Below are 24809 nucleotides of genomic sequence, written 5' to 3'. Positions count from 1 at the left end.
TACTTTGCAAAAGTAAAAATTGACTACGAATTATAAGTTTAAAAGAATATTATAGCACTATTTCAAATGTTTTCATATACACACATTCTCTTTGTCTTTAATTTTATTCTTATTTTTGTAACAAGTCGTAACTTATAAAATCATAATACAAATGAGAAACAAAGATATCAGTCGCTTAATATTGGATATGAAAAGACATGATATAGATGTCTTCGATGAGTTTGGGCGATATAATTATGTAAATGCGCAAACAAACCTTCTTCCACATAATCATCCAGATATGCTTGAAATTTGTTTTCTGGCAAAAGGAAGCCAGGAGTACTTCGTTGGAGAAAAGACTTTTAAACTATATGGTGGCGATGTGTTCATCACATTCCCCAATGAAATACATGGAACCGGCAACGTTCCGGAAGAAAAAGGAATTTTGTATTGGATGATTCTAAAATCACCGGAAAAAAGTAAAGAATATTTGGGCTTAAGTTTTTCAGAGGCACAAGAACTCTTCAATCGAATCTTACAACTTCCCTCTCGACTTTTTAAAGGAGATGTCGAGTGTGAACGTTTACTGCAGAGAATTATACGTATTTACTTCCAAAATAGAGACACGTTGACCAAAATGGAATTAAATAACCAACTTGTCTCTTTTCTGCTCCATATCATCCATTCCGGAGAAAAAAAGCAAACCCGATTCTATAGTGAACGTATAACAGAAATTATACAGTATATAGATGACAATCTGTTTGACATGCTAGATTTGGAACTTTTAGCCGACAAATGCAGCTTATCTCTTTCCAGGTTTAAACATCTATTCAAAGAAGAAACTGGAATTCCTCCCGCTGAATACATTATCCGAAAGAAAGTTGAAAAAGCCCAAATACTAATAGAAGAACAGGAACTTCCTATAAAAAATATTGCTTATGATTTGGGCTTTTCATCTCCAGCATACTTTTCTACAGTTTTCAAGCAGTATAACGGTTATTCTCCTACTTCGCATAAAAAAGCTACAGATAAAATATAAATTCAAAATAGTGCTATAATACAGCTTTTAATCAAAAAAAAATCAATTATGGATATTTTTACAGAAAAATAAATCCATGAACGCACACTATTTATACTTTTGGGTTGCATTATTAGGAGGAATGTTGTTTGGTTACGATACGGCAGTTATTAACGGAGCCATGCCATTTTTCACATCCTACTTTAATCTTTCTGCTACAATGGTTGGCTGGTCTGTAAGCTCAGGCTTACTCGGTTGTATTTTCGGAGCAGCAATTGCCAGTTGGCCGGCTGATAAATTCGGACGCAGAGAAACCATGAAAATCGCAGCTTGCTTTTTCTTGATTTCTGCTATAGTAACAGGTTTAACTTCTTCTTTTTGGCTTTTTGCATGTGCTCGTATACTTGGGGGTATTGCAGTAGGTATCGTTTCTGTAACTGTTCCGATTTATATATCAGAAATTACTTCTGCTCAAAAAAGAGGTAGCTCATCTATTAATTTCCAATTAGGGGTTGTTGTAGGGATATTGGCAGCTTTCTTTGTTGATTATCTATTAATCGACACTGGTGAAAACAACTGGCGCTATATGTTTTTATCAATGTCTATTCCTTCCATATTTTTTTTCCTATGCCTTTTAAAAGTCACTCGCAGTCCACGCTGGCTTATCCAACAAAATGCAATTGAAGAGGCAAGACATATATTAAGGAAAAATAATTCACCGGCAATAAGTGAAAAAATCATAGAGAATATAAAGGAATCACTTCATCTCCAACAATGTCAAACGAACGAACATCCATCTCTATTCAAAAAACCCTACCTACGCTTCATATTGATAGGGATCGCAGTAGGCGTATTCCAACAATTATCAGGTATTGCAATAGTGATGTATTATGCAACTGATATATTCAGAGTTGCAGGATTCTCGACAAATGCAGCCATCGGACAAACCGTAATAATAGGAGTAACCAACTTGACATTTACACTATTGGCTAAATTATTAATCGATAGGGTTGGTCGAAAAAAATTACTCCTTTCAGGAACAATAGGAATGTCTATATTTCTCGCTTTATTATCATTTTCATATTTTAGAAGCGATTTTCCAGCATGGCTCCTATTATTTTCACTGGTTGGTTTTGTTGCCTTTTTTGCATCGTCAATGGGTGCAGTCACATGGGTACTACTTGGAGAAATATTCCCGAACAGTATTCGTTCGCAAGGCATGTCGATCGGATCCCTCTTTAATTGGATGATAAACGGAAGCATATCCTTCTTATTTCCCATAGTAGCAAGAACATTACCCAACGGAGGCGGATACAGTTTTGCTTTTTTTTCAATCGCAACTTTATGTGGGTATTTTTTCTTTAAGAAATATCTGTTTGAAACAAGAAACAAATCACTGGAAGAAATCGAAAAAGAAAACTCATAAATAGAATTAACATGACAGGATACGAAAGAATCCAAGCGGCTCTTTCCGGCAAGCAACCGGATAAGACCCCAATAATGCTGCACAATTTTATGATGGCTGTCAGCGAAGCCGGATACACGATGGAACAGTTCCGCAACGACCCACGGGTGATAGCCGAATGCTTTATCCGTGCCGTAGAAAAATATCAATATGATGGTGTTGTGGTAGATATCGACACGGTTACACTTGCTGGCGCGTGTGGTGTAAACGTTGACTTTCCGAAGACAGAACCGGCTCGCTCTCATGAAGGAATCTTAGCATCATTGGCTGAAGTCGACCAATTAAAACCAGTTGACATACAAAGTTACCGATACGCAAATATCTGGTGTGAAGCTGTAGCCTTATTAAAAGCTCACTTCAAAGATGAAATTTATATACGCGGGAATTGTGACCAGGCACCATTCTCGTTGGCGACAATGCTTCGTGGCGTAGAGAATATGATGATAGACTTATGTCTGGAAGAGGAAGAATCTGTTTTTGCACTACTGGACTATTGTTATAAAGCGACTTCACAATTTATTCGAATGATGAAAGAAGCCGGAGCCGATATGGTTTCAAACGGTGATAGTCCGGCTGGTCCTTCTATGTTATCTCCTGATATGTACGGAAGGTTCGCACTCCCATACGAAAAGAAAGTTTGTGAATATGCCCATGAATTGGGAATTCCTTATCTGTTACATATTTGTGGTAATACAGATATTATTATCGATCAAATGATTACCTGTGGGGCAGATGTACTAGAGCTGGATTATAAAACGAACATACATCTGGCTGAAGAAAAAATGCGTGGAACAACAGTATTTGCCGGAAATATTGATCCAGCCGGAGTACTGGCATTCGGTACACCTCAATTAGTCAGAGAAAAAACCTCAGAATTACTGAACATATTCAAAGACAATCCCCGATTCATATTAAATGCCGGTTGCGCCATTCCTTCAACAACACCTTCTGAGAATCTGTTCGCAATGATTCATACAGCACGGGAATAACCAACCTTATAGGCTACCAAGTCAAACAAAAGCGTAAGCTTTTTTTGAAAAAGGTCAGCAGCTTTTCTTTAAAAGGTCGGCGGCTTTTTCTGAAAAGGTAGGCATAGAATAGATAATGGGGAGGCATCCGTTTTCAAGGTTTTAATTTTATTTTTCGGCGTCACCCTTGATTTTACTGGACAGACCTGTTGATTATCCTATACTACAAGGGTGACGCCACTTTTTTTGGTGGTGTCACCTCTTCTACTTTGAAACTCAAAGATAGAGTCTCAAAGTAGAAGAGGTGACGCCATTTCTTTCAAAAACAACTGTAATCCTATAAGTTTAGGATAACTAACTTACAAAAGCAAGATCGTAGTGTCAAGGGTAGTCACACTACTATGCCAACCCTATCAGCACTACTATCTCAATATATTACTCCCTAATACTCCAGTCTTAACGTCATCTGTCCGTATGGAGACATCATCAGATTACCGTCAGTTTTCTTTCCGGCAATCTCCTCGCGTTCGCAAACAGAGATGTTTTTCGGTGTCTTTTTCGGGAAAGAGAGACGGATGTTTTCTTCTTTATCCGAAAGAGAGCGGAGGCGGACAATTAAAGTATGATCGGTTTCCAGAGACTTGATGATCGTCGAGTAAACCTTCTGGTTATCGATAGCAATCAAAGGCTGTACCTGCGGGTCTTTATCAGCTGTAACATAAACCAGCGGCTGCGACTGTTCCATACCGAAACGGTTGGCTTCCACCACATCGTAGGCTTCGTGCGGATACAAACGGTAACGGAACTGAACAGGACCATCCTGTGTCAACGGGAAGTTGGTATGCCAGTGATTATTCATCGCCCATGAATAGACCGTTGAACTGGGATCAAGTTTTGTTACCCAGTTTCCCTGGCCTCCCCAGCCCATTGCGATATTGGCATAACGATCGCCGTATTCAAACAAAGGAGCATCCAGCGAACACCAGGTTACGCCATGTGTCGCATTCGAAACGTCCAGCCATCGTTGCATCGCCAGCCAGTTACGATTACCTTGCGGCCACTGGTCTTTCTCCACTTCCATCACACCCCACGGAATATCTACACGGGTCTTTGAATTCGGAAGATTAAAGGCAAAGCCAAAATGAATACCGTCTTTCTCCACCAAAGGCAATTTATCTACGACATTGGATATTTCCACCCACGGCTGCCCTGCCTGCAAACGGACAGAACGGGAGACACTCCGGCAACCGGTTGCTTTCGATGTCACACACAGTTCTACAGCCAAAGGACCTTCTTCGACAACGGAAACAGACAATACCGTATCCGCTTGCGGAGCATCCACATTCGCCGGTAACCAGGAGAAGGTATTGGCCCCCTGGGCGATATAGTTATATTCAGAACCTTTCTTCAATAAAGAAACAATATTACCGGTTGTCCGGTCCACATGAACCGTCAGACAATCGTTCTCCAGTGTCGTTCCTTCTATTTTGCAACTGCCTGACAAAGAACATTTACCTTCCACTACCCGGAAATGACGGGAACTCAGCGCAGGTACTTCCGGCACATAAACCAACAACTCACCGGTAGAAAGACGTTGGGAAAGAAGCTCTTTACCATTCTGGTCGACTACTTTATCCCCTTTCAGACTTTCTTTTTCCGTCAGCCTAATCACACCGCTCTGCCGCCAGGAATGCGTATTAAAGACGGCGATACCTCCATTTGCCGGACCTTCTTTAGGCCCCAGTGCCCCATTCGACTTATCCGTGGCAGGAGCCAGCGATTCATCCAGCATATCGATCGAACGGTCTTCGGCTTCATGGAAGTAAGACTGTTTCACTTTCCAAATGGCATCCTGGAAATAGGGTTCGGTTGGGTTCTCAAAACACCAGGTATGTTCCGAACCTAACAGGATATAACGCCAGGCCTCATCGAAATCTTCGCGCGGAGCTTTTCCTCCGTCTGCCAGCATGGACCAGATTGTTTCTGCCTGCACCAGTTTTTCCTTGGCATTCCGGTTCTTGGCTGTCAGGCCGGCAGCCGTACCCAGACCGTCCGTCCAGTATTCGGTATAGTCACCGGAAACGACCGGCAACTGGTCACCGTACTTCTCTTCTATCATCGACATGATCTCATGACCGCCGCTAATGATGATTTTCGGATAAGCATATTTTTCATTCCACTCTTTCACCGCAAAAGGGACATCGGCATCCAACGGGTTGTTATCCCACAACGACCAGGAAAGAACGGTATAATCATACGGATAATTCTCTTTTTCCAACGCCGTCAGTTTCTCGGTAAAATCGACATTGGCATATCCCATACGGATCACTTTCGGCACTTTTGCCGGGTCACGTTGTCCGAACCACGGACGTCCGGTCTCTCCGCCTTTTCCCATACTGCCACTATTGGCATAACCACCCGGCTGAAGGAACAATACTTTCGATTTACCGTCGGGACCTACCCACCAAAAGGGTTTTCCATCCATATTCTTATGAGCATTTCCTGCGCGGTCAGTATTCGGCCATGAGATAATATACTTAACACCCTCCTGTGCCATAACCGGAATCAATCCCCACGACATACCCGGTATATCGAACTGCTGGAAAACATCCGAAGGAACTCCGCTCAACCGTTGCATCTCGCGGGTAAACTTGAAGACATGGAACAATTCCTCATCGGCACAGGTACTGGTATTCAGATTCAGATAGCTGGCATCCAAACATATCTGCCCTTTCTTCATGGACTCAACCAGTTCATCCCGCATCTCCGGATTGGATTGCCACAACCGCTCCATAGGCCAGCCTACTTCCGGATTCCAGACAAAACGGGCACCGTCGGGATGATTCTTCGTCTCTTCCGCCAGTTTTATTCCTTCAATGATATTGTTTTTATGAAGCTGCTCTACGTTCTTATGCGTATTTGTATAACCTATATCCACGTGGGCATGGTTGTACAGATAAACATTCCAGTGACGCATAGGGGTAATACTGACCTTTTGCTTGTATGTCTTATCCACCCCACGGAGGACAAATGTGACTTCCGACTTCTTCTCTGTAGGTACTGTGGCAGGTAACATAACATCTACTTCTGTCGAGTCTTTCGCATTCAATACAAAATGGTTCTTTTCTGTTTTCCCCTTGGTTATCACTTCGACCGAAAGATCACCTTTCAGTTCCTCTCCTTTCAACCGGACCGTCACAATACGTCCGGGTGCACCGTCGGCCCTGTAACCGTAAAGCGGGCGTACGATATAATCGATCGCACCGGGTTTTATCTCTGCCTGAACCATGGAGGAAAACATGAATATCAATAAGCTGAACACAATTCTCTTTCTCATTCTATTACATTTAGATTAACTATTTACACATCATACAAAATAAAAAAACTTTTATTTCCTATTCAATAGACATTCCGATTGTTTACTTATACAATCTTGCGATATTTTGTTTACTTCACCACCACAGCGACCAGGTATAAGGTAAAGTGTAAGTTAAAGCAAAATTATAAACTACAATTTCAATAATAAATAGCAAATAATTGACTATTTCGTGGATTATTATTGTTTACTTTACAGTATCAATCCGATTATATGAATTATGGCAAAAGTAGAACTTGGTTTTTCCGGCGAACGTTTCATCTATCTGCCGATCCCTATGATCAAACTAATGGAAGACAGTCCACTTACTGGTGACTTGTATCTCTATTCGATGGGATTTTTTGCGCGTGCATCCCACCATTATATAAACCGTCCCGAGGGATGCGACGAATATCTGTTCATCTATTGTAAAGATGGGCGGGGATGGATCGATCTGTATGGAAAACGGAAAATGTTGGAAGCAAACCAATTTATCATATTACCCCGTAACATTCCGCATGCTTACGGGGCGGATGATGAAGATCCCTGGACTATCTACTGGTTACATTTCAGAGGAGATAAAGCTTCGCTTTTCTCTTCCCGTTTCGATAAGCCGACATCAGTTTCTCCCTCTGCACAGTCACGGATAGAGGAACGGATCGACTTGTTTGAAGAGATGTTCAATACCTTAAATGAGAGTACCGACATGGATCATATGCATTATGCGAACCTCTGTTTTGCTCATTTTCTGGGTTCATTCCTTTTCATCAACATCTACCGTAATCGTTTCCGGCAAAAGGAATATTCAGAAAATGTAATCAACCGTGTGGTACATTTCATGAACGATAATATTGAGTCCAACCTGAAATTGTCAGACTTTGCCAAGTTTTGCGGTTATTCGGAGTCATATTTCTACCGTAAATTTGTAAAAGAGATCGGGCACTCTCCCATGGACTACTTTACCCGCCTGAAAATAGACAAAGCTTGCAAACTTCTGATCCAGACAGATATGAAAGTCAATCAGATAGCTCACAAGCTTGGTTTTAAAGAGTCTCAATATTTCTCCCGAACATTCTCCAATGTAATGGGATTTTCTCCGTTGGAGTTCAGGAAACAGAATTTCAAACTATAACAGAACAGTTTTCAATTCACCTGGATTCAGACGGATCGTTTCTATTCTATCACTACTCAAAATCAAAGGAGTTTTACGAGCCTCTGCCGATACTTCCGAGTAGATTTTCACATCGGCAGGAAAAGTAGTCGGATTACTAACTTCCAGTACCATACGTCCGTTACCATCTGTAACCGTGGTTCGTTTACCTGGTTCAAAATAAATACGGGAAATAACCTGACCATCCCGATGATACCTCACTGTAGGTTTGATCTGATCTGTTGCATATACCTCCGGCAAGAAAGTAGATACAACAAGGATAGACTTCTTCTGTCTGCCACATCATAACAATATATTCCCCGATCTCACCAGCCAGTGTACGACTTTCTTTCCAAGGCATCTTCTGGGAAGAAAGGAAATCGAGCAGAGCCGGATATTTCTTGTAAAACTCTGGGGTATCTGGAAGGATAGTCACACCGGAGAAAACAATCAATGTACGTGCAGCTTCAGAAACCAGTGTAGAGGGTACCGGTTGATTTTCGTCTACACGGGTCGTAGGTCCCTGGCGAAGATCGAACATGCCGTTATTCATATCTACCGGACCGGCAACCATATTGTTTCAGCATCTCTTCTATGGGAGATTTTCTTCCGCCCACATCATTCAGGTACAACCAGATACCCCCCCCATCTCTTTACCGTAAGCGATCAGGTTTTGTACATCTTTTGCCTTATCACCTTCCACCGGATGGGAGTCCGATTCAAATTCCGGCCCGTACCAATTTGCATCCAATACCAGATATTTAAATCCTTGTTCTGCTACAAAATCGACCATTCGTATCCAGGAGGGATAAGACATCGAATAGGTAAAGTCGTCCCATTCAGCCCCGTCAATTCTCCAATCCCAAACAGCCATACCGGGCTTCACCCATGAAAAGTCATAAGTGGGGTCCGGATCTGGATTCAATAGTTCTATCAGATGGGAGTCTGTCAATACACCCGGTTTCGTTCCATATAAAATCACTCTCCAGACAGATACATAATCGGGTAATAAAACCATCCATATCGTGGATCGGCATATTCCGGACAGAAGGAAAACTGCGTCTTCATCCAAGAGCTTTTCATAGGAACACTTCTTTCACGACCATGACCTCGTCATCACCATATTCGGTACAAACTCCACTGGCCCAGTTAATATCTTCATCCTGAAAAACCGGATATCCGACAACCACCTCTTCTTTCAACATATCCCTAGTAACACCGTTGATTCTTCACAGAGAAGTCCAGTGGCAGATATTCCGCCCGACCGCTGGGTACGGAAAGTGTATGTCCAAAGTAATTCCGCGTCGTTTCTTTATCCGGCAATCCCTCCGGATTAAATCCGTCCATCTCCTTCACCTTCTATTGTACCCGAACCACGGAGCATCCGGAAAAAGCCAGACGACATGCTGCACCTCCAGCCTTGCTGAATCATAGCGAAAATGTGTTGTCATTTCCAAAATCCTAATTCATATATACTATTTTTAAAATTCATACACAAATAAGAATATAATAGTTATTTAAAGCATAACAAATATAGATAGTATTCATTTCTTATAAAATAGCAAAAAATTGTCTATTCCGTGGATTATTATTGCCTAACAGAGCTACATACACTAATAACATTCAGTATTCATATAAAAAGAGGATATCCAACTAAGGATATCCTCTCATGCCTATTTTACAATTATAAAATCTGTATTCCTTAACCAACACCTATTCAATCGAGACGTTCCACAAATTACAACATTTCCATGCACTGATATCATTGTTGAAATATTATAACTTCACCCAAGTCAAATTCACTTCAGGAGCGGAAGCCGGATAAGATAATTTCTTTCCGTCAACATTTATCGTAATATAATATTCAATTGTTTTTTCTGTACTATCCGGTAGCTGCACACTAAAGGTCTGTTGTTTCTCAAGGGTCATTTTCTTTGCCTTGAATTTCCCTTTCCCTAGCTCGCGATACATTAACACCGGGACCTCATCGATATGATTCGTACCCAATACAGTGACTTCCATTTTGTACGCCTCTCCTTTTCCGATAACTGTACGCTCATTAAGAACAATCAGGCGGGGAGACTGTGAGTAGGTTTCAGACAAATATATTTCAGCTGGCAACTTCTTCCCATAGGCTACTTCCAGTTCCTGATCGTATTTAGTTAGAAATCCGTAAGTTTTACGGGTCTGCGATTCCAGATTGATTAGAGTTCCCAGCTCTCCCGAAGTGTATACAGTCTGCATCAGATAGCCGATCATCTGTTCCCATTTGCGTGACAGATCAATCCGCAGAGGGAGGATTTTATCTTCTACAAAAGAGCACTTCGCATTCTCTGACGGTTGGGCTGACAATTCTTTCATCCGGTTATCCAACAGTCCGCGCATGCATCCCAATTCTCCCATCGCCCGCAAACAAGAGAAAGTATTCAGCCAGTAATCAAAACGGGCTTTATTTCCTTTTCCTTTGACCTGATCCCGTAAGGCATATAAAGAATCGACAAATGCATATTTGCCGGCTTCTTCTTCCCAGGGAATTTCATTAGGCTGAATGACTCCCGGGCCGGTGATCCAGGCAGCCGGACGAGGCATACGGAATCCCAAATGTCCCTCATTTCCGACTGTACCGTCTAACGATTCAAAAATGGCAGCCACCCGGTTACCTACCTCCGGTCCGAATTCATGACATGCATAATCCTGATACAGGGAAGTGGAAGACATATCCCGGGATCTTTGCTGCTTATTTCCTACCTGTTCACTCAAATCAGCTTCAAAATCTTTATATAAACCGCCTCCCACGTCAATACACCGTCTGTAAGGCGTTCCTTTGATTTGATTTACATCAGCTGTTTTTCCTTCGATCACAAATCCGGATAGAAACGTAGGACCGACCACCGGCTCAAACTGAATATCCAATGTATAATTATCCACCTTAACCATACCGGAAGTAATCGTATAAGCACTATCACGTCCGGCAGCTTTAAATACATCGATATTCCGCAATACCTCCGAGTCCTGTACCTTCAAATGAAAGACACGCTGTCCAAGCTGATCGAACTTTGTTTCACTGAACAGGAAAGTCACTTTATAGTTTCCGTTGGGAACCTTCACTTTAAACCCCTCCAGGTCGTAACGCTGAGTATTGTACAGGTACTGGTCTTCCGTTCCTTTGATATGCCTGTAGTAGTTTGTCCCTACACCGCCTATCCGGATATCGTTTGTCGGTTCAGGTACATACTGATACGGCTTTCCGAAATCCGGATTCCAGTCCTCCTGTTCCCAACAGGCTTCAGCCATGGCTATAATATTGGGAGCGATAGAACGGGTTCTCCAGAAATTACCGACTATACCACTACAACCAGCTGCATAACTTTCTGCAATATCACTGCGTAAACGTCCCGCCCAAAATTGCGGTGTGGTCAAGGCAGGATCATCTTCCAGCCAAAGAACGGGCATTTTCATACGGCTATCCGGAAGTTCTTTATATCCGAGATCGATACGCTCCTGTCCTACCAAACGGCTTAACGAAGACATGAAATCACCGGCAGGCAGATGTCTATCAAACAACTTCGTATCGTTGGGCGGTCCCAATACCCAACCACTTAACCCGAAACCGAAAGGATCACCCAATTCTGACAATACGGAACGAGCGATCCGGACATCTTCCACTGTACTCTGTATAGATTCCTTAGAAGGAGTACCCCAAGTCCATCCCTCCGGTGTCCACAACCAAAAATAATCCAGGGGATGCCTCTTCTGTATGCGCGAAAAGATACCTTTATACAGCAATTGTTTTGCTTCACGGCTTCCGGGGTCGATATTTTTTTCTTTCAATCGTTCTGTTACTTCTTTGGGAATAGACAGAGGTGTCTCCAAACCTACACAAAAACGAATCCCCAGCTGCTTTCCGAAAGAGAAAGCATCATCCCATAAAGCTCCGGTACGATTGAACACCTCATTCATTTGTTCCTGTCCTTTCGGCCAGGGCAGAAGTCCTTCCACCAACGGACTGGCATACACCGAATCTTTAAAGAGGGTAGAAGCTCCACAGCAATAGTCGCGTGTATCCATAGCAGAATATCCCCAGGCTCCCGGACGGCTTGTGTTAGCCAGTGTTGTCGGATAAGAATAGGTTACATTCCCTTTTTCATCCGTATCTTCAGACAGGCCGACCCAGACATTCGGTTCGACATGCGGATAGGTATGCAAGGAGAAAAAATTCATCTTCATCTTTACCATCTGTGCCATACACAATTTATACATGTCTTCATTCCATAAGTCAGGTCCTTCCGGAAAATCATGAAAAGGCAATAACCCTCTCAATGCAAATAACGGCTTACCATTCTTTTTTTCGCATTGCAATAACGAACCACGGAACGGTTCATCGGGTATCACGTCTCCATGTAAAGCGAAACGGACACCCAGCAACTCCGCGTATGAATAAACGCCATACAATACAGCGATATCCGATCCTCCGTTAATATACAGACTATTCCCTTTCGTTTCAATCGAATATTCTTCAATGGACAAGCAGTTGTCATCTCTGAGTACAATTGCCTCAGAAATAGAATGTTCAGCCTCTATCGATTGAATCGGCACAAATAATTTAGTCCTTAAATAAATATACTTCTGAATTTCTTTCGCTGAGAAATTCAATAACTGCGACGCTTCGTAAGGTAATACTATCTGCTTTACTTCTTGTGCCTGCATTTGAAAGCTAACAAAAAAAAGTAATAAACACAACCTCATTAATAATCTTACATTTTTCATTTTATCTGTTTTTCTATTCAATTCATACTTTGTATTGTCTGTGATCAATATAAAGATTGAGACACGAACCCGTATATATTACCGGAAAAGTCAACAGCGAATAAGGCATTTCCGGAAACAGCGACAGTTCCCAAAACGGGTGCCCCCATTGCATGCTTCCACAACAACTGACCTGTTTGCCGATCGAGAGCATACAAATATCCATCCGAAGCTCCGACATACACGATATTGCCGGACAAAACAGGACTAGTTTCAACAGGTGATGCCGGATCGCCCAGTGTCGGAACTGTATAGATCATGGCTCGTCCCGTTCGGAAACGCCATTTCACTTCCAGAGTCGATGCATCTACGGCCACCACCCCATTTTCTGCTGTTCCAAAGATGATCTCACAATCCGTCACAAGTGGCGTAGAAAGATTCTTTAACTCGAAGTCATACTTTTTCTGCACGATCATCCTGCCGGTTTTCGCTTCGCGTACAGACAGCGAACGATCAGAAAGACAATAGAGCAAACCGCTATGCATGGCCATCGAGCTACCGAAACCGAATCCCTTGCTCCACAATTTGCGCCCTGTACGGGCATCGTTAGCATAGGTTGCCTCCCAAAAAGCATGACCGACCAGTATACCATCGTGAACCGTCAGTGTAGCAACTGTTCCATGCCCCGTATCCCAATCTTTATTCTGCCATATCAGTTCACCAGTCTTAGCCCGAAAAGCGCACAAAGAATACCCTGTGCCGGCGTAGACAACTCCATTAGTTGCAACCAAACCATCATCCAGTGGAACCTGCTTATTCATTTTCAAATCTTTCTCCCAGGCCAATTTGCCTGTTACGGCATCGATAGCATACAACCATCCGTTAACATCCTGCGCAAAAATGCAACCATCCTCTGCCGCAATACTGCTACGTACGGAATGATGCAAAGGATACTGCCAACGTATCTTTCCTGTTCCGGACTCCATGCAAAGCACTGAAGCCTTCCCCAGTCCGTTGTCATCCAACGAAGCAGCATACACGTTACCTTGGTAAACCAAAGGAGAGGTAAAATATATATTGGCACCGATATTTTGTACCCACGCCAGTTGCAAAGGCAGGTGCAATGTATCTTTAATGTCCGGCACATGAGCCGGTGTCTGCAACAGATTTGTCCAGTCGTCTCCGGTCTTTACCTGAATATCCGGAGCACTTCGATAACGAAATGAAGCGCTCTCCCCGGCCACCTCGCCATTGGTAAACAGAGCTTCAACTTTGACAGTCACAATCTGCCCGTCAAGCGTGGGAGGCAATACCATATCCGTACTCCAGTTGAAATCAGTCCGCTGTTTCAACACATTTCCTTTGTACTCTTTTCCACCGCTAAAACAGCTATACGTCACTTTTCGTGTCGGCGAAACGGACGAATAGGCATTGACGGATAATGGCACTTTACCTTCCGGTGTAACGGCCGACCGTCCATTATCGATAGAAGCGATTGTGACTGCCTTGTCGATATAAGGATAACGAATCTCGGAAGAAAGTTCACCCTGTGCCCCGCAGGTCAATACGCGGAACGACGAAGGTGAATGGTCGTACGAGCCACGTACAGATCCCGGTGAACAGATCATCTGCACGTCCGAACCGTCGTAGCTGTACATGCGATCATGATGCCAATGCCCATAAATCCAAGCTTTCAAATTATAGTCTGCCAGATCAATATACCCCTCCTTTTCACTCCCAAAGCGGAAATGGCCGTCAGCACTCATCACGCTATGATTAAACGCAATAACCGGCTTCTCCTGAGCGACAAATTTCAGGTCATTCTTCAGCCAGCGGCCGATACTTTCATTCGTATAACTTGGCTTGCCGTCTCCGTGTGCCATCGGAGTCACAATATAGTGAATGTTACCAACTTCAAAAGAATAATAGGCTGGTCCGAAATAATTCTCAAAAGATTCTTCTCCATACTTACCTTCACCCAGGTCATGATTACCTACACAATAGAAGACTTGCGAAGAAGGCATATTCTCATTATTCAAAAATTCCTTATAAGAGGCGAAACCCTCCCGTGCAATGTCACCTGTATGGATAACAAATGCGATATTTTCGTTTTCGACATAGTTCCGCAGATACTTCGAGCTGGCTGCATAACCATCTGCAGCCGTCCGGTACGATTCGTACATATGTGTGTCTGAAATATGAATAAAACGGTGGTTGCCATCAGGCTTCACACTTTTCGGATTTGCCGGCTGTAATTCAAAATCATAGGCGGTCTGTTCGTTTGTAATCCGCTGGTAAAACGTTTCCGCCCTGTAACCACTCGGAATAGTGATGAAAATAAAACGTTCGTCGATATGGCCGGGCAGATGAAATACCCCATCCTTGTCCGTCTGCACCACGTTCAGTCCGTCGGAGACAGAGACACCGGCAATGACCTTTTCCCCTTTGTCATAAGTATGATTCCCGTTTTTATCTAAAAAGACTCGTCCCGTATATGGGGCCGCAGCTACAGACATGCTACAGGCAGTCAATAAACTCACTAAAATATGTTTCATTCTATTTATTATTATATAATTAATTGAGGTCCTTTGGTATAATCTCATAGTTTAAAAATAGAGGGTGCATCAAAATTGACTGACACACCCTTTATTTCATTTGGCTAAAAAATAAACAATTTCTATTTCCAGCCTGGATTCTGTTTCAAATTCGTATTTAAAACAAGTTCAGTGGTTGGCAGTGGCAACAGATAATCCCGGTTAGGGTTGAACTTATAGCCCTCCGGCAAAGAAACCTGATAGGGATCAACATATCCATCTTTATCTAACAGAATATCCTTACCTGGTTCCATTCCCGGAAATTCCGACTGATTGAAATAAAAACCTTTCAGACGTTTATTACCAAACACTTCATGTGCTCTCCAACGCATCAAATCCGGAAGCCGATAGCCTTCGCAAGCAAATTCAACACGTCTCTCTCTGCGTATTTCGTTAAGTATCGGTGAGATTGCCGGGAACTTCCAGTTCGGGTCATTAGTGATAGCATTCAATTTCAAATCCGCCACACCTACACGCTGCCGAAGTTGATTAATAGTTTTGTCTACATCATCCTGAGTAAGTTCACCTAATTCAGCTCTAGCCTCAGCATAGTTCAGCAGAGCTTCGGCATACCGGAACACGATAGAACCCGTTTCTGCATTCTCTGTATCTACACAATAAGGATCTGAACCTTTCTTTAACTGATAGCCGGTTGAACAGTTATTTTCTCCCGTCAAATCAATAAAAGGTTTTTCAAAATACAAAGGCCTTTCCCCTATGCCGACACGAAGATCACCCGGGATCCACATGGTCTGAGCCAAACGAGGATCACGATCTTTCACTACACTCAGCAGATTTTTATCAGAATATTCAGGATGAGAAGCAGTTGGTTTACCATCCAGACAAAGATAGTCATCCACTAATTCCTTACTAAGCCCCGTTCGTGATCCTCTGTAAAGAAGATAGTTTTGTGCCCTATGTGTCAAACCCAATACCAACGAATAGGTTCTTGCCAAAATTACTTCAGTATTGTCTTTAAAGTCCGTTTTGTTGAATAACTGATAATAAGCTGTATTTGGATCACCTGTGGTAAATAATGCGTACTTATTCATATCCATAAGTTGCTTAGCAGCGTCTGCTGCAATATGGAAGTACTTGTTATAATCAGCATTCTTTACACCAAAATCTGTTCCATTGTGATATTTTTCCCAAGAACCTTCAAATAATGCTACACGTGACTTGAATAATAAGGCAGCTTCCTTTGACAAACGTCCATCAACAACATTTGCTTTCTCTGGCATATACTCGATAGCTTTATCCAAATCTACCAACATAGAGTCGACAATGATGTTACGAGACACACGTGGATTATATAAATCTTCAGATTCTGTATCATAAGGTTGATTTACCCAGGGCAGATCTCCAAAATTCTGCAAAAGAGAATAGTATAAATAAGAACGGAAGAAATAGGCTTCACCGATATAAGGTTTACTCTCATCGAATGAACTTTCCAGATTTCCCAAATTTGCCAACATATAGTTTACAGAGCGAATATCTTCCCATTTCCAGCCGGCATCACTGGCGTTTCCTGATACCGTTTTGTAACCGGCCAAACGGACATCATAGTCTTCATGTACCATATTGTCACTATTACGGTCGTCTCCAAAATACCCGATACCAAAACCTCCAAAGCCCGGAAATTTCGTGTAAAACTGATTCACATACAACTCCAAGTCTTTTGAGGTCTTGAAATAAACTTCTTTACTGATCTTATCTAACGGTTCTCTCTCCAGGAATGAATCGCAACTGATCAAAAAAGATGCAAGGATTGAAGCGCATATATATAATTTCTTTTTCATACGTCTATAGAATTAAAAAGTTAGATTTACACCAAATGAACAAACCAAAGACATCGGATAGGATTTTCCATCCCCCCAGCTACCAACTGTACCTTCCGGATCAATGCCATCGATTAATTTCGAGAAAGTAAGCAAGTTTTCACCACTGAAATAAAAGCGGAGTTTTTCAATACCTACCCCTTGCAACAACGTTTTCGGCAACGTATATCCAAGCTGCAGATTCTTTAAGCGTAAATAAGCACCGTTCTGAATGAAACGGGATTGTGTCTGCTGATTTTTGCTCACTTCACCGGTTGCATACGGACGGGCAAAGAAAGCATTGGTATTGTCTTCCGTCCAGTAATTCATATTATGTTCATGAACATTATCAAAATACTTATTACCCTGGAAACCAAAATAAGTCATAGAGCCGATAAAAACATCCCGCTTTCCAACTCCCTGGAAGAAGACACTGAAGTCAAAATCTTTATATTGACCGGCAAATGTCAGTCCATACAAGAAACGTGGAGTATTGTTACCGATTACCTTTTTATCACCCGGATTAGAAGCGGTGTTATCTCCCCAATCAATTTTACCATCATTATTCAGATCTTTATATTTAATATCTCCCGGATTCCATTTAGCATGGATAGCCGATTGATCCGGTGAATTCTTAACGTCATCTTCACTGGTAAAGAAACGATCGGTTTCGTATCCCCAGATATCACCGAGCTTTTGTCCTTTAAAGTATGTCTTATCAGAGATAATCTGTGTCGGATTATTATATTTTGTAACCTCAGTCTGGTTATCAGATAAAGTTCCGGTAACAGAGTAACTGAAATCATTATTTACCCGTTGTTTCCAGGTTAAACTCACTTCAATGCCATTCGTTCGCAAAGAAGCATTGTTCTTTTTCGGAGCATCTTTACCTAATACGGCAGGGAGTGCTTCGCTCGGACCGAACATATTGACTGTTTCGCGTGAGTACCATTCGAATGTACCGCTAAGACGGTTGTCCAGGAATGACATATCGGCACCGATGTTCAGTGTACGAGATTCTTCCCATGTCAGATTCCAACTAACCAATGCAGGCGATTGGGTATAGATGGGACGCGCTCCATTTATAATATACTCCAGATTGGTCTTTACCGGAATTGTTTCGTAGAACAGATAGTTAGGAACCTCCTGGTTACCCAGCGTACCATAGGATGCTCTCAGTTTAAAAGTGTTGACATACGGAGCTATCGGTTCCCAGAATTTCTCACGGTGTAAGTTATAGGCCGCAGAGAAGGAAGGGAAGAAACCCCACTGTTTACCTGAACGGAAACGGGAAGAACCATCATAACGTCCGTTAAAAGAAAGCATATAACGGTCATCGAACGAATAATTCAAGCGAACAAAAGTACCTAATGTAGACCACTCGGATTTTTCATCCTGCAAATCAGTCAACCCCGTAGCTGTACCGATCGACGGGACATCGTCTGTAATCAAATCCCGTTTCGAACCGATCAAACGTTTCGTACTGTTGTATTCTATTTGTCCACCGACTAATGCATCCAAATGGTGTTTATCGAAATACTTCGCATAATTGGCATAAAGATTACCGGTTGTATAAGTCACGCTTTTTTGTTCTTCCTCGATCTTGTTAAAATTGTTGGCATGATGGAGATGAGTCGTTTTGCCATCCACATTTCCGACATTCACTTTTGCAAAATGAGTATCCTTGTCAAAGCCCAGATAATTATAGGTAAAATCACCATTAATTTTCAAGTCTTCAATCACCTTGATCTCGAAACTCGGTGTGATATAAACAGTAGTGGTTGATTGTTTTTCAGAACCACCCTCCTTCAATATCTGTGCAACACTATTCGATTCCATAAAGTCACCATTAGGGTTATAGACAGGTAAAGTAGGATAAGCACGCGCCATCATGTGATAGTTTACAGTACGATCGTATCCGCTATAACCAACTGGCAGATTGTTTTTACTGTAAGCGAATTTCGAATTCAATTTAAACTTTAACCACGGAGTTACCTGCGTACTGTTATTGACAGTCACATTGTATCGCTTATAATTCTCATCAAAGAAGTTTAGCTGACCGTCTTGTTTCAAATAACCCAGACCAGCGTAATAAGATGATTTGTCGGTTCTTCCGGCTATTGAAACATCATGACTGTTCTGAAAAGCCCATTTTTTATAATAGACATCCATCCAGTCGGTATTGGCATAAGTATCTCCATTCTGTCCCCATTGAAGTGGATTGGACCTATCCGGAATTACTCCTGGCATGGTACCACCACTTGCAATGTTTTCTTTGATCAATTCTACCATTTCATCCGTATAAAGCGGAGAGATACCTGAGTTAGCACAAGCCTGGTTCATGGCTGTTGCGAAATCTAATGAGTTCACAGTTCTCTGCAACATCGTCGGTGTCTTCCAACCAAAATTTGCATTATAGGAGATAGTAAACTTCTCACCCTCTGATCCAGACTTGGTTGTTACCAGGATAACGCCATAGGCAGCTCTTGCTCCATAGATGGCTGCAGAAGCAGCATCTTTCAAGATAGAAATGCTTTCAATATCGGTCGGGTTGACCAACGACAAATCCATAGGTACACCGTCAACCAACACATACGGACTACCGGAACCCTCCGTCAAAGAACCGACACCACGAATATTCATTTCCATGGGACTTCCTACTTCACCTCCATATTTAGATGATGGAGCAATATTCAACCCCGGCGTAATACCTTGCAAAGCCTGCGTCACATTGGTGATCGGTCGGCTCTGAATTTCTTCAGGTGTGACCTGCGCTACAGCACCGGTCAGATTGATCTTCTTTTGCGTTCCATATCCCACAACAACCACTTCATCCAAAACCTCGCTATCTTCCTTCAGGGTAGCAGATACAGAAGATTTGTCTTTTACTTTTATCTCGGCCGGAATATATCCAATATAAGATATCATTAATGTCGCATCATTAGAGGCTACATTCAGTGTAAACTTTCCATCAACATCTGTAATAGTTCCGGTTGTTGTTCCTTTTTCCACAACATTCGCGCCAATAACAGGTTCGCCACTAACATCTTTTACTACACCTGTTATAGTTTTCCCTTGCTGGGCTACTGAATTTACACCTTCTACCCAACCTTCTTTTGGCGACAAAACAATATAAGCCCCATCAACCACAAACTTTACATCCGTTCCGTCGAACAGTTCTTCCAAAACCTCTCCTAACGGACGTTTATTCAAATTTACCGATACTTTACGATTCACATTGACATATTTGTCATAAACAAACAAATAATCCGTCTGCTTCTCAATGTCAGTTAAAATACTGGATAGTTGCGTATTGTTTTGCTTTACAGTAACCCTGACATTCTGCGAATTAGTGTTTTCTGCGTGCAGACAGAAGATTAACACGAACAGGAATAAAGTGGTTATCTTCATTATTCTAAAAAAGTGTTTACATCGTTGGGGTTTGTCATAGAAAACCCACGATAAGAATTTTTTATTCATATCTTTGTTGTTGCTAATTGATTAATACAGTTATTTTTAATTGTGTTAATTGGATGCCGATGAGTGTGGGGACACTTGTCGGCATTTCATTTTAAGATCAACTATCTTCTTTAAGATTAACTTTACGATTCATGTTTCATAGGCTTTTCATTTTTAATTAGACTTATTTTATATAGACAATAGAGTTGTCTTCATTTCTTTCAAAAGTATATTTAGCATTTCGTTGCAAAATACGTAACGCATTATCCAATCCGTCGGAGATACGGAATTTACCGCTGCACGAATATTCTTCCAGATTCTTATTCTCCACAACAATAGATATACCGTAACATTTTTCGAAACGTTTCATCAGCTCATGAAATGCGACATTATCAAAACAAACCAATCCGTCCCGCCAACGGAAATGATCATAATCTTCAATGAATGAGACCAATAACCGTCCATCTTTCATATGAACCTCTTGATCCGGTTTCAAAAGGACTGAAGCTGAGACTGCTGAATTATCCGTCACTTTCACTGAGCCCTCCATCAAGGATGTTGAAAACTCTTCCGAATCCGAATAGGCCTCCACATTAAACTTCGTCCCTAATACTTCTATATCACATTTCCGAGTATGAACCACGAAAGGAGATTCCTTGTCATGTTTCACCTCAAAATAGCCTTCCCCATCCAACTTCACTTCACGTTTCGAACCGGAGAAGACAGCCGGATACACCATCTCCGATCTAGCATTCAGCCAAACAGTGGTCCCATCCGATAATTTCAGATTCACACGTTGCCCTGCAGGAACAGTAACAGTATTCATGGCAGACAATAGTTCCTTTTTTTCGGCTACATAAAAATATAAACCACAAGCGACCGTTATTGCGACTACTGCTGCAACCTTCATCACTTCGCGTATCCAGGGACGAATCCACATACCTTTAGGCACTGTCAATGCTATCTTCTTTCCGGACAGATCTTGTTCTGTACTTCCGGCAAGAATCATCGCATCAAAAAGTTCACGCTCCTTTAATAATTCCTTCTCGTTTTCAGAAGAGGCATCCAGCCAACGATAAACAGCCTCCTCCTCTTCCGGGGAAGTTATGCCTTCAAAATATCTATATAATGTTTCTTTTTTCATTTTTTCGTGTTTCTGCTTATAAAGCGATTTGCTAAGGAACATCCCTAACGAAAAAGTAACTTTTTTTGAAAAAACATTTCAGGAAGGCGGTTGGATATAAGTTTCTATTCAAAGAAGAAAAGGATCGATCAATTAACAAATACCTAAGAAAAATAAGGCTGGTAAATAATCTTTCAAAGCTACACGAAGCACTTTCAACGCCTTGGTTATATGGAATTCAACAGCCTTTGTCGAAAGTCCCAGTGCTTCGGCTATTTCTTTATGATTCTGGTTATAATAACGACTTCTCATAAAAATATCGCGGGTTTGCTCTGGAAGGGAAAGCAATGTCTTATCTACCAGCTCCTGAAGTTCTTCTGAAAATATCCTCTCCGGATTACAGGCTTCCAAAGTAGCAATACGTAAGTTCAATTTCCGGACTTCATTCGTTTTCATATATTCGACGAAATCTTCCTGCACACGTGACTGCTTTAAATGATCCAGGCACTTATGTTTGATGACTGTCAAGATATAAGCCAGAACATTTGAATGAGAGTCGAGTTTTTGACGGTTTTCCCAATAATACATCAAACTTTCGACAGCTATATCTTCTGCCATCATTTCATCATCCACATACGTTCTGGCAAAGTGAACAAAACGTCCTTTGTAATTCATAAACAGATGATTAAATGTTTGTATCTCGGTACTCTCCTTCATAACAATATCGCTAACAGGGGATAAAGATATACAAAATATTTCCTGCTACACCCTTTATGTACTAAAAACATTAAGACATCAAGTTAAAAGCCAATATTTCCTCATTACTTTTATCAATTAACCAGGTTTAGTGAAACACAAATATAATTTCTCCGACTTCCTAAAGAAATAGCAAATAAATACCTTTTCAAAATCTGAGCTCTGCGTTTTACCTATATTGGCAGCAATAATACTAACCTCTTGATGAGCCAACAAGTTACGTTTATCCAATAAGTCAGATACGATCTTATAAAAATATTCTCCCGTCAAATTGATGCGGTTATCAAAGAAACCCAGATCCAATCCGACGTTTAGTTCGTTTGTCGTTTCCCAACTCAGATCCGGATTACCTAACTGATCCAGATAAACTCCTTTATATTCCTGATCTCCAAAAATATTATTATTACCTACCTTATAAAAACTAATAGCTTTATTACCTATATTTGAATTACCTATTTGTCCGTAACTGACACGCAATTTTACATTAGAGAAAACATCTTTCAGGTTTTGCATAAAAGATTCTTCAATGAACCTCCAACCTAACGCGACAAAAGGAAAATAACCCCATCTTTTATTAGCTGCGAAATTTGATGCACCATCAGCACGTAACGTTGCTGTTAGTAAATATTTATCAGCAAAAGAATAACTAACACGCCCGAAAAAAGATGCCATTTCATTTTTGGATGCAGAACACTTGGTTTAGGATAAACCCCTGCTCCCAGATTATTATAAAAGAAACCATCTGTAAGAAATTTACTGTTTCCTGCAGACAAATTTTCATAATTAAAAGACTGGAAAGAATATCCAACCAATGCATTCAAGGAATGACGCCCCAGTATTTTTTTATAAGAAGCTGTTAAATCCAACAAATAATCTGATTTATCAAACTCTCCAATATTCGCCGTACCTCCCTCTTTCGCTCCGTAAAGAGTAGTAATAGGCAAATAAGTCCTTCTTTTCTGCATATTATTATCGACACCGATATCAGCTTTCAATATCAAATCCTTGATCGGTTCTATTTCTAAATAAGCCGTACCTAATATTCGTTTCTTCCGCGTCTTATCTGTAATTTCCAACAAAGAAATCGGATTCGGCACAAATGATTCTTCTGGATTAAGAGTATACTCTCCATTCTCATTCTTTACTGGAAGTAACAGATTGAACTGAGACGCAGATACCAATAAACTGGCATTTTCAGCAAAACCGGCACCTAAAGGTACGTTGTCGTAATTATTAGTCGAAAGTGTCAGATTAACACCGGCTCTTACATATTTACTGATCTTCTGTTCCATATTAATACGCCCGGTAAATCGTTCCAGACCATTATTTTTTACCACACCATCTTGTTTAAAATAATTCCCGGAAATCAAATATTTAGTATATTCAGATCCGCCGGAAACAGAAATATTATGTTGCGTTTGAAATCCGGAACGGGTAACTCCGTCCATCCAATCCGTATTATTTGCAGGATTTGCAATCTCCGCATCCGTATATCTGGGAACAAAAGGAGAAACAGTGGACTCATCTGCCCCTCCATAAACTCCAATTTTATTATCCCGCATCCATTTTCTTGATAATAACGGTTTCTTTGAAGCATAAAATCATGTGCATCAAGTACCTCATAATTACGAGCTATATTTTGGGTTGATACGGACCCTGAATATTTTACATTAGGCTTACCTGTTTGCCTCTTTTTAGTCGTTACAATAATTACCCCATTACCTGCACATGCTCCATAGATAGCCGTGGAGCTAGCATCTTTCAGAACTTCAATAGATTCTATATCATTAGGATTGATAGAAGCTAATATATTATCTTTTTTACCTTCATCATATTTTCCAACTTCCATACTTCCCGGATCACTAACGGGGAAACCATCTACAATAATCAACGGATCATTTCCTGCCTGTGGAGAAGCCGCCCCGCGGATACGAAACTCAATATTACCACCAGGCTGTACACTAATTGTAGTAGCTTGCAATCCGGCAGCTTTTCCAGCTAATGCATGGCTGACCGTTGAGATTGTTGCCACTGGAGCATCTGACATTTTCACAGAAGAGACGGCACCAGTCAAATCACTTTTCTTTACCGATAGATCGATCTTCACACTTTGAGCATAAGCAGAGTTAAATAAAAATAGTGTGAATAAAATCGGAAGTAACTTCCTTTTTAATTTAAACATTTTGTAATACCCCTAAATCCCTATGAAATATTTTATAGAATATAAAAATATATTGTCTCCATAAAACAGGATTTTGTATTCGAAGACTCTTGCGTTTGATATATATCAAACGAATAAAGCACATATGTGTTCCTTTCGTTTGATAATTGTGTTTTGTTCTTTTAATAATTATCAAACGAATAGAAGTACAGAAGAAA

At 41.2% G+C, this 24809-nt stretch carries 16 protein-coding genes and 1 pseudogene; 4 read left to right on the top strand and 13 right to left on the bottom strand.

Going from position 1 to position 24809, the window contains the following annotated elements; all coding sequences use genetic code 11:
* Window positions 1-151: 151 nt before the first annotated feature.
* From BQ7394_RS04055 to BQ7394_RS04045, 3 genes are read left to right on the top strand one after another with little or no spacing between them, the layout of a single operon-like run.
* Window positions 152-1018: an AraC family transcriptional regulator gene (locus tag BQ7394_RS04055; protein WP_082211648.1), complete on the top strand. Its 867-nt coding sequence runs from the start codon at window positions 152-154 to the stop codon at window positions 1016-1018.
* Window positions 1019-1070: 52 nt separating this feature from the next.
* The gene (locus BQ7394_RS04050; protein WP_317043286.1) at window positions 1071-2423 is read left to right on the top strand and encodes a sugar porter family MFS transporter; all 1353 of its coding nucleotides are present in this window, start codon (window positions 1071-1073) and stop codon (window positions 2421-2423) included.
* An 11-nt stretch (window positions 2424-2434) separates the two neighbouring features.
* A complete protein-coding gene (locus tag BQ7394_RS04045; protein WP_075556192.1) occupies window positions 2435-3451 on the top strand; it encodes a uroporphyrinogen decarboxylase family protein in 1017 nt (338 codons plus the stop codon).
* A gap of 421 nt (window positions 3452-3872) precedes the next feature.
* On the opposite strand, the gene BQ7394_RS04040 is transcribed toward BQ7394_RS04045, so the two are convergent.
* Entirely contained in the window at window positions 3873-6767 is a 2895-nt protein-coding gene (locus BQ7394_RS04040; RefSeq protein ID WP_075556191.1) for a glycoside hydrolase family 38 N-terminal domain-containing protein, read from the bottom strand.
* Between the two features lie 259 nt (window positions 6768-7026).
* Between BQ7394_RS04040 and BQ7394_RS04035 the strand changes: the two genes are divergently transcribed.
* Window positions 7027-7917 (top strand): AraC family transcriptional regulator, encoded by an 891-nt coding sequence (locus BQ7394_RS04035; RefSeq protein ID WP_075556190.1) that lies wholly within the window; start codon window positions 7027-7029, stop codon window positions 7915-7917.
* On the opposite strand, the gene BQ7394_RS25645 is transcribed toward BQ7394_RS04035, so the two are convergent.
* The 12 genes and pseudogenes from BQ7394_RS25645 to BQ7394_RS25345 form a co-directional block, all read right to left on the bottom strand.
* On the bottom strand, window positions 7912-8157 hold the full coding sequence (locus BQ7394_RS25645) for a hypothetical protein (RefSeq protein ID WP_139317678.1): 246 nt from the start codon (window positions 8155-8157) through the stop codon (window positions 7912-7914). The genes BQ7394_RS04035 and BQ7394_RS25645 overlap by 6 nt on opposite strands.
* Window positions 8111-8509 (bottom strand): glycoside hydrolase family 97 catalytic domain-containing protein, encoded by a 399-nt coding sequence (locus BQ7394_RS26185; RefSeq protein ID WP_075556189.1) that lies wholly within the window; start codon window positions 8507-8509, stop codon window positions 8111-8113. The genes BQ7394_RS25645 and BQ7394_RS26185 overlap by 47 nt, the downstream gene beginning before the upstream one ends.
* Before the next feature lie 48 nt (window positions 8510-8557).
* Window positions 8558-9007, bottom strand: a complete 450-nt coding sequence (locus BQ7394_RS26180) for a glycoside hydrolase family 97 catalytic domain-containing protein (protein ID WP_075556188.1) — start codon at window positions 9005-9007, stop codon at window positions 8558-8560.
* Window positions 9008-9014: 7 nt separating this feature from the next.
* Window positions 9015-9140: a hypothetical protein gene (locus tag BQ7394_RS26430; protein ID WP_262497521.1), complete on the bottom strand. Its 126-nt coding sequence runs from the start codon at window positions 9138-9140 to the stop codon at window positions 9015-9017.
* Between the two features lie 4 nt (window positions 9141-9144).
* On the bottom strand, window positions 9145-9282 hold the full coding sequence (locus BQ7394_RS25770; protein WP_154674735.1) for a hypothetical protein: 138 nt from the start codon (window positions 9280-9282) through the stop codon (window positions 9145-9147).
* A gap of 429 nt (window positions 9283-9711) precedes the next feature.
* The gene (locus tag BQ7394_RS04020) at window positions 9712-12642 is read right to left on the bottom strand and encodes a malectin domain-containing carbohydrate-binding protein (RefSeq protein ID WP_075556187.1); all 2931 of its coding nucleotides are present in this window, start codon (window positions 12640-12642) and stop codon (window positions 9712-9714) included.
* Between the two features lie 104 nt (window positions 12643-12746).
* On the bottom strand, window positions 12747-15236 hold the full coding sequence (locus BQ7394_RS04015) for an outer membrane protein assembly factor BamB family protein (RefSeq protein WP_075556186.1): 2490 nt from the start codon (window positions 15234-15236) through the stop codon (window positions 12747-12749).
* A gap of 122 nt (window positions 15237-15358) precedes the next feature.
* Window positions 15359-17074 carry a RagB/SusD family nutrient uptake outer membrane protein gene (locus BQ7394_RS04010; protein ID WP_075556185.1) on the bottom strand — a complete coding sequence of 572 codons (1716 nt, stop codon included), beginning with the start codon at window positions 17072-17074 and terminating at the stop codon, window positions 15359-15361.
* Between the two features lie 12 nt (window positions 17075-17086).
* Complete coding sequence (locus BQ7394_RS04005) at window positions 17087-20503, bottom strand: TonB-dependent receptor (protein ID WP_075556184.1); 3417 nt, start codon at window positions 20501-20503, stop codon at window positions 17087-17089.
* A gap of 232 nt (window positions 20504-20735) precedes the next feature.
* On the bottom strand, window positions 20736-21695 hold the full coding sequence (locus BQ7394_RS04000; RefSeq protein WP_075556856.1) for a FecR family protein: 960 nt from the start codon (window positions 21693-21695) through the stop codon (window positions 20736-20738).
* Window positions 21696-21827: 132 nt separating this feature from the next.
* A complete protein-coding gene (locus BQ7394_RS03995) occupies window positions 21828-22391 on the bottom strand; it encodes an RNA polymerase sigma-70 factor (protein ID WP_075556183.1) in 564 nt (187 codons plus the stop codon).
* A 186-nt stretch (window positions 22392-22577) separates the two neighbouring features.
* Window positions 22578-24522: pseudogene (locus BQ7394_RS25345) on the bottom strand (SusC/RagA family TonB-linked outer membrane protein); the annotation flags it as partial.
* Window positions 24523-24809 lie beyond the last annotated feature (287 nt).

The organism is Parabacteroides timonensis, from assembly GCF_900128505.1.
GTDB lineage: Bacteria > Bacteroidota > Bacteroidia > Bacteroidales > Tannerellaceae > Parabacteroides > Parabacteroides timonensis.
Note: the sequence above shows the minus strand (reverse complement) of the source record. Positions and strands in the feature narration are given on the sequence as shown.

Coding starts and splice junctions, on each gene's coding strand:
- BQ7394_RS04055 (WP_082211648.1), top strand. CDS start 152: ATGAGAAACAAAGATATCAGTCGCTTAATATTGGATATGAAAAGACAT.
- BQ7394_RS04045 (WP_075556192.1), top strand. CDS start 2,435: ATGACAGGATACGAAAGAATCCAAGCGGCTCTTTCCGGCAAGCAACCG.
- BQ7394_RS04040 (WP_075556191.1), bottom strand. CDS start 6,767: ATGAGAAAGAGAATTGTGTTCAGCTTATTGATATTCATGTTTTCCTCC.
- BQ7394_RS04035 (WP_075556190.1), top strand. CDS start 7,027: ATGGCAAAAGTAGAACTTGGTTTTTCCGGCGAACGTTTCATCTATCTG.
- BQ7394_RS26185 (WP_075556189.1), bottom strand. CDS start 8,509: ATGGTTGCCGGTCCGGTAGATATGAATAACGGCATGTTCGATCTTCGC.
- BQ7394_RS26430 (WP_262497521.1), bottom strand. CDS start 9,140: ATGTTGAAAGAAGAGGTGGTTGTCGGATATCCGGTTTTTCAGGATGAA.
- BQ7394_RS25770 (WP_154674735.1), bottom strand. CDS start 9,282: ATGGACGGATTTAATCCGGAGGGATTGCCGGATAAAGAAACGACGCGG.
- BQ7394_RS04020 (WP_075556187.1), bottom strand. CDS start 12,642: ATGCAGGCACAAGAAGTAAAGCAGATAGTATTACCTTACGAAGCGTCG.
- BQ7394_RS04015 (WP_075556186.1), bottom strand. CDS start 15,236: ATGAAACATATTTTAGTGAGTTTATTGACTGCCTGTAGCATGTCTGTA.
- BQ7394_RS04010 (WP_075556185.1), bottom strand. CDS start 17,074: ATGAAAAAGAAATTATATATATGCGCTTCAATCCTTGCATCTTTTTTG.
- BQ7394_RS04005 (WP_075556184.1), bottom strand. CDS start 20,503: ATGAAGATAACCACTTTATTCCTGTTCGTGTTAATCTTCTGTCTGCAC.
- BQ7394_RS04000 (WP_075556856.1), bottom strand. CDS start 21,695: ATGAAAAAAGAAACATTATATAGATATTTTGAAGGCATAACTTCCCCG.
- BQ7394_RS03995 (WP_075556183.1), bottom strand. CDS start 22,391: ATGAAGGAGAGTACCGAGATACAAACATTTAATCATCTGTTTATGAAT.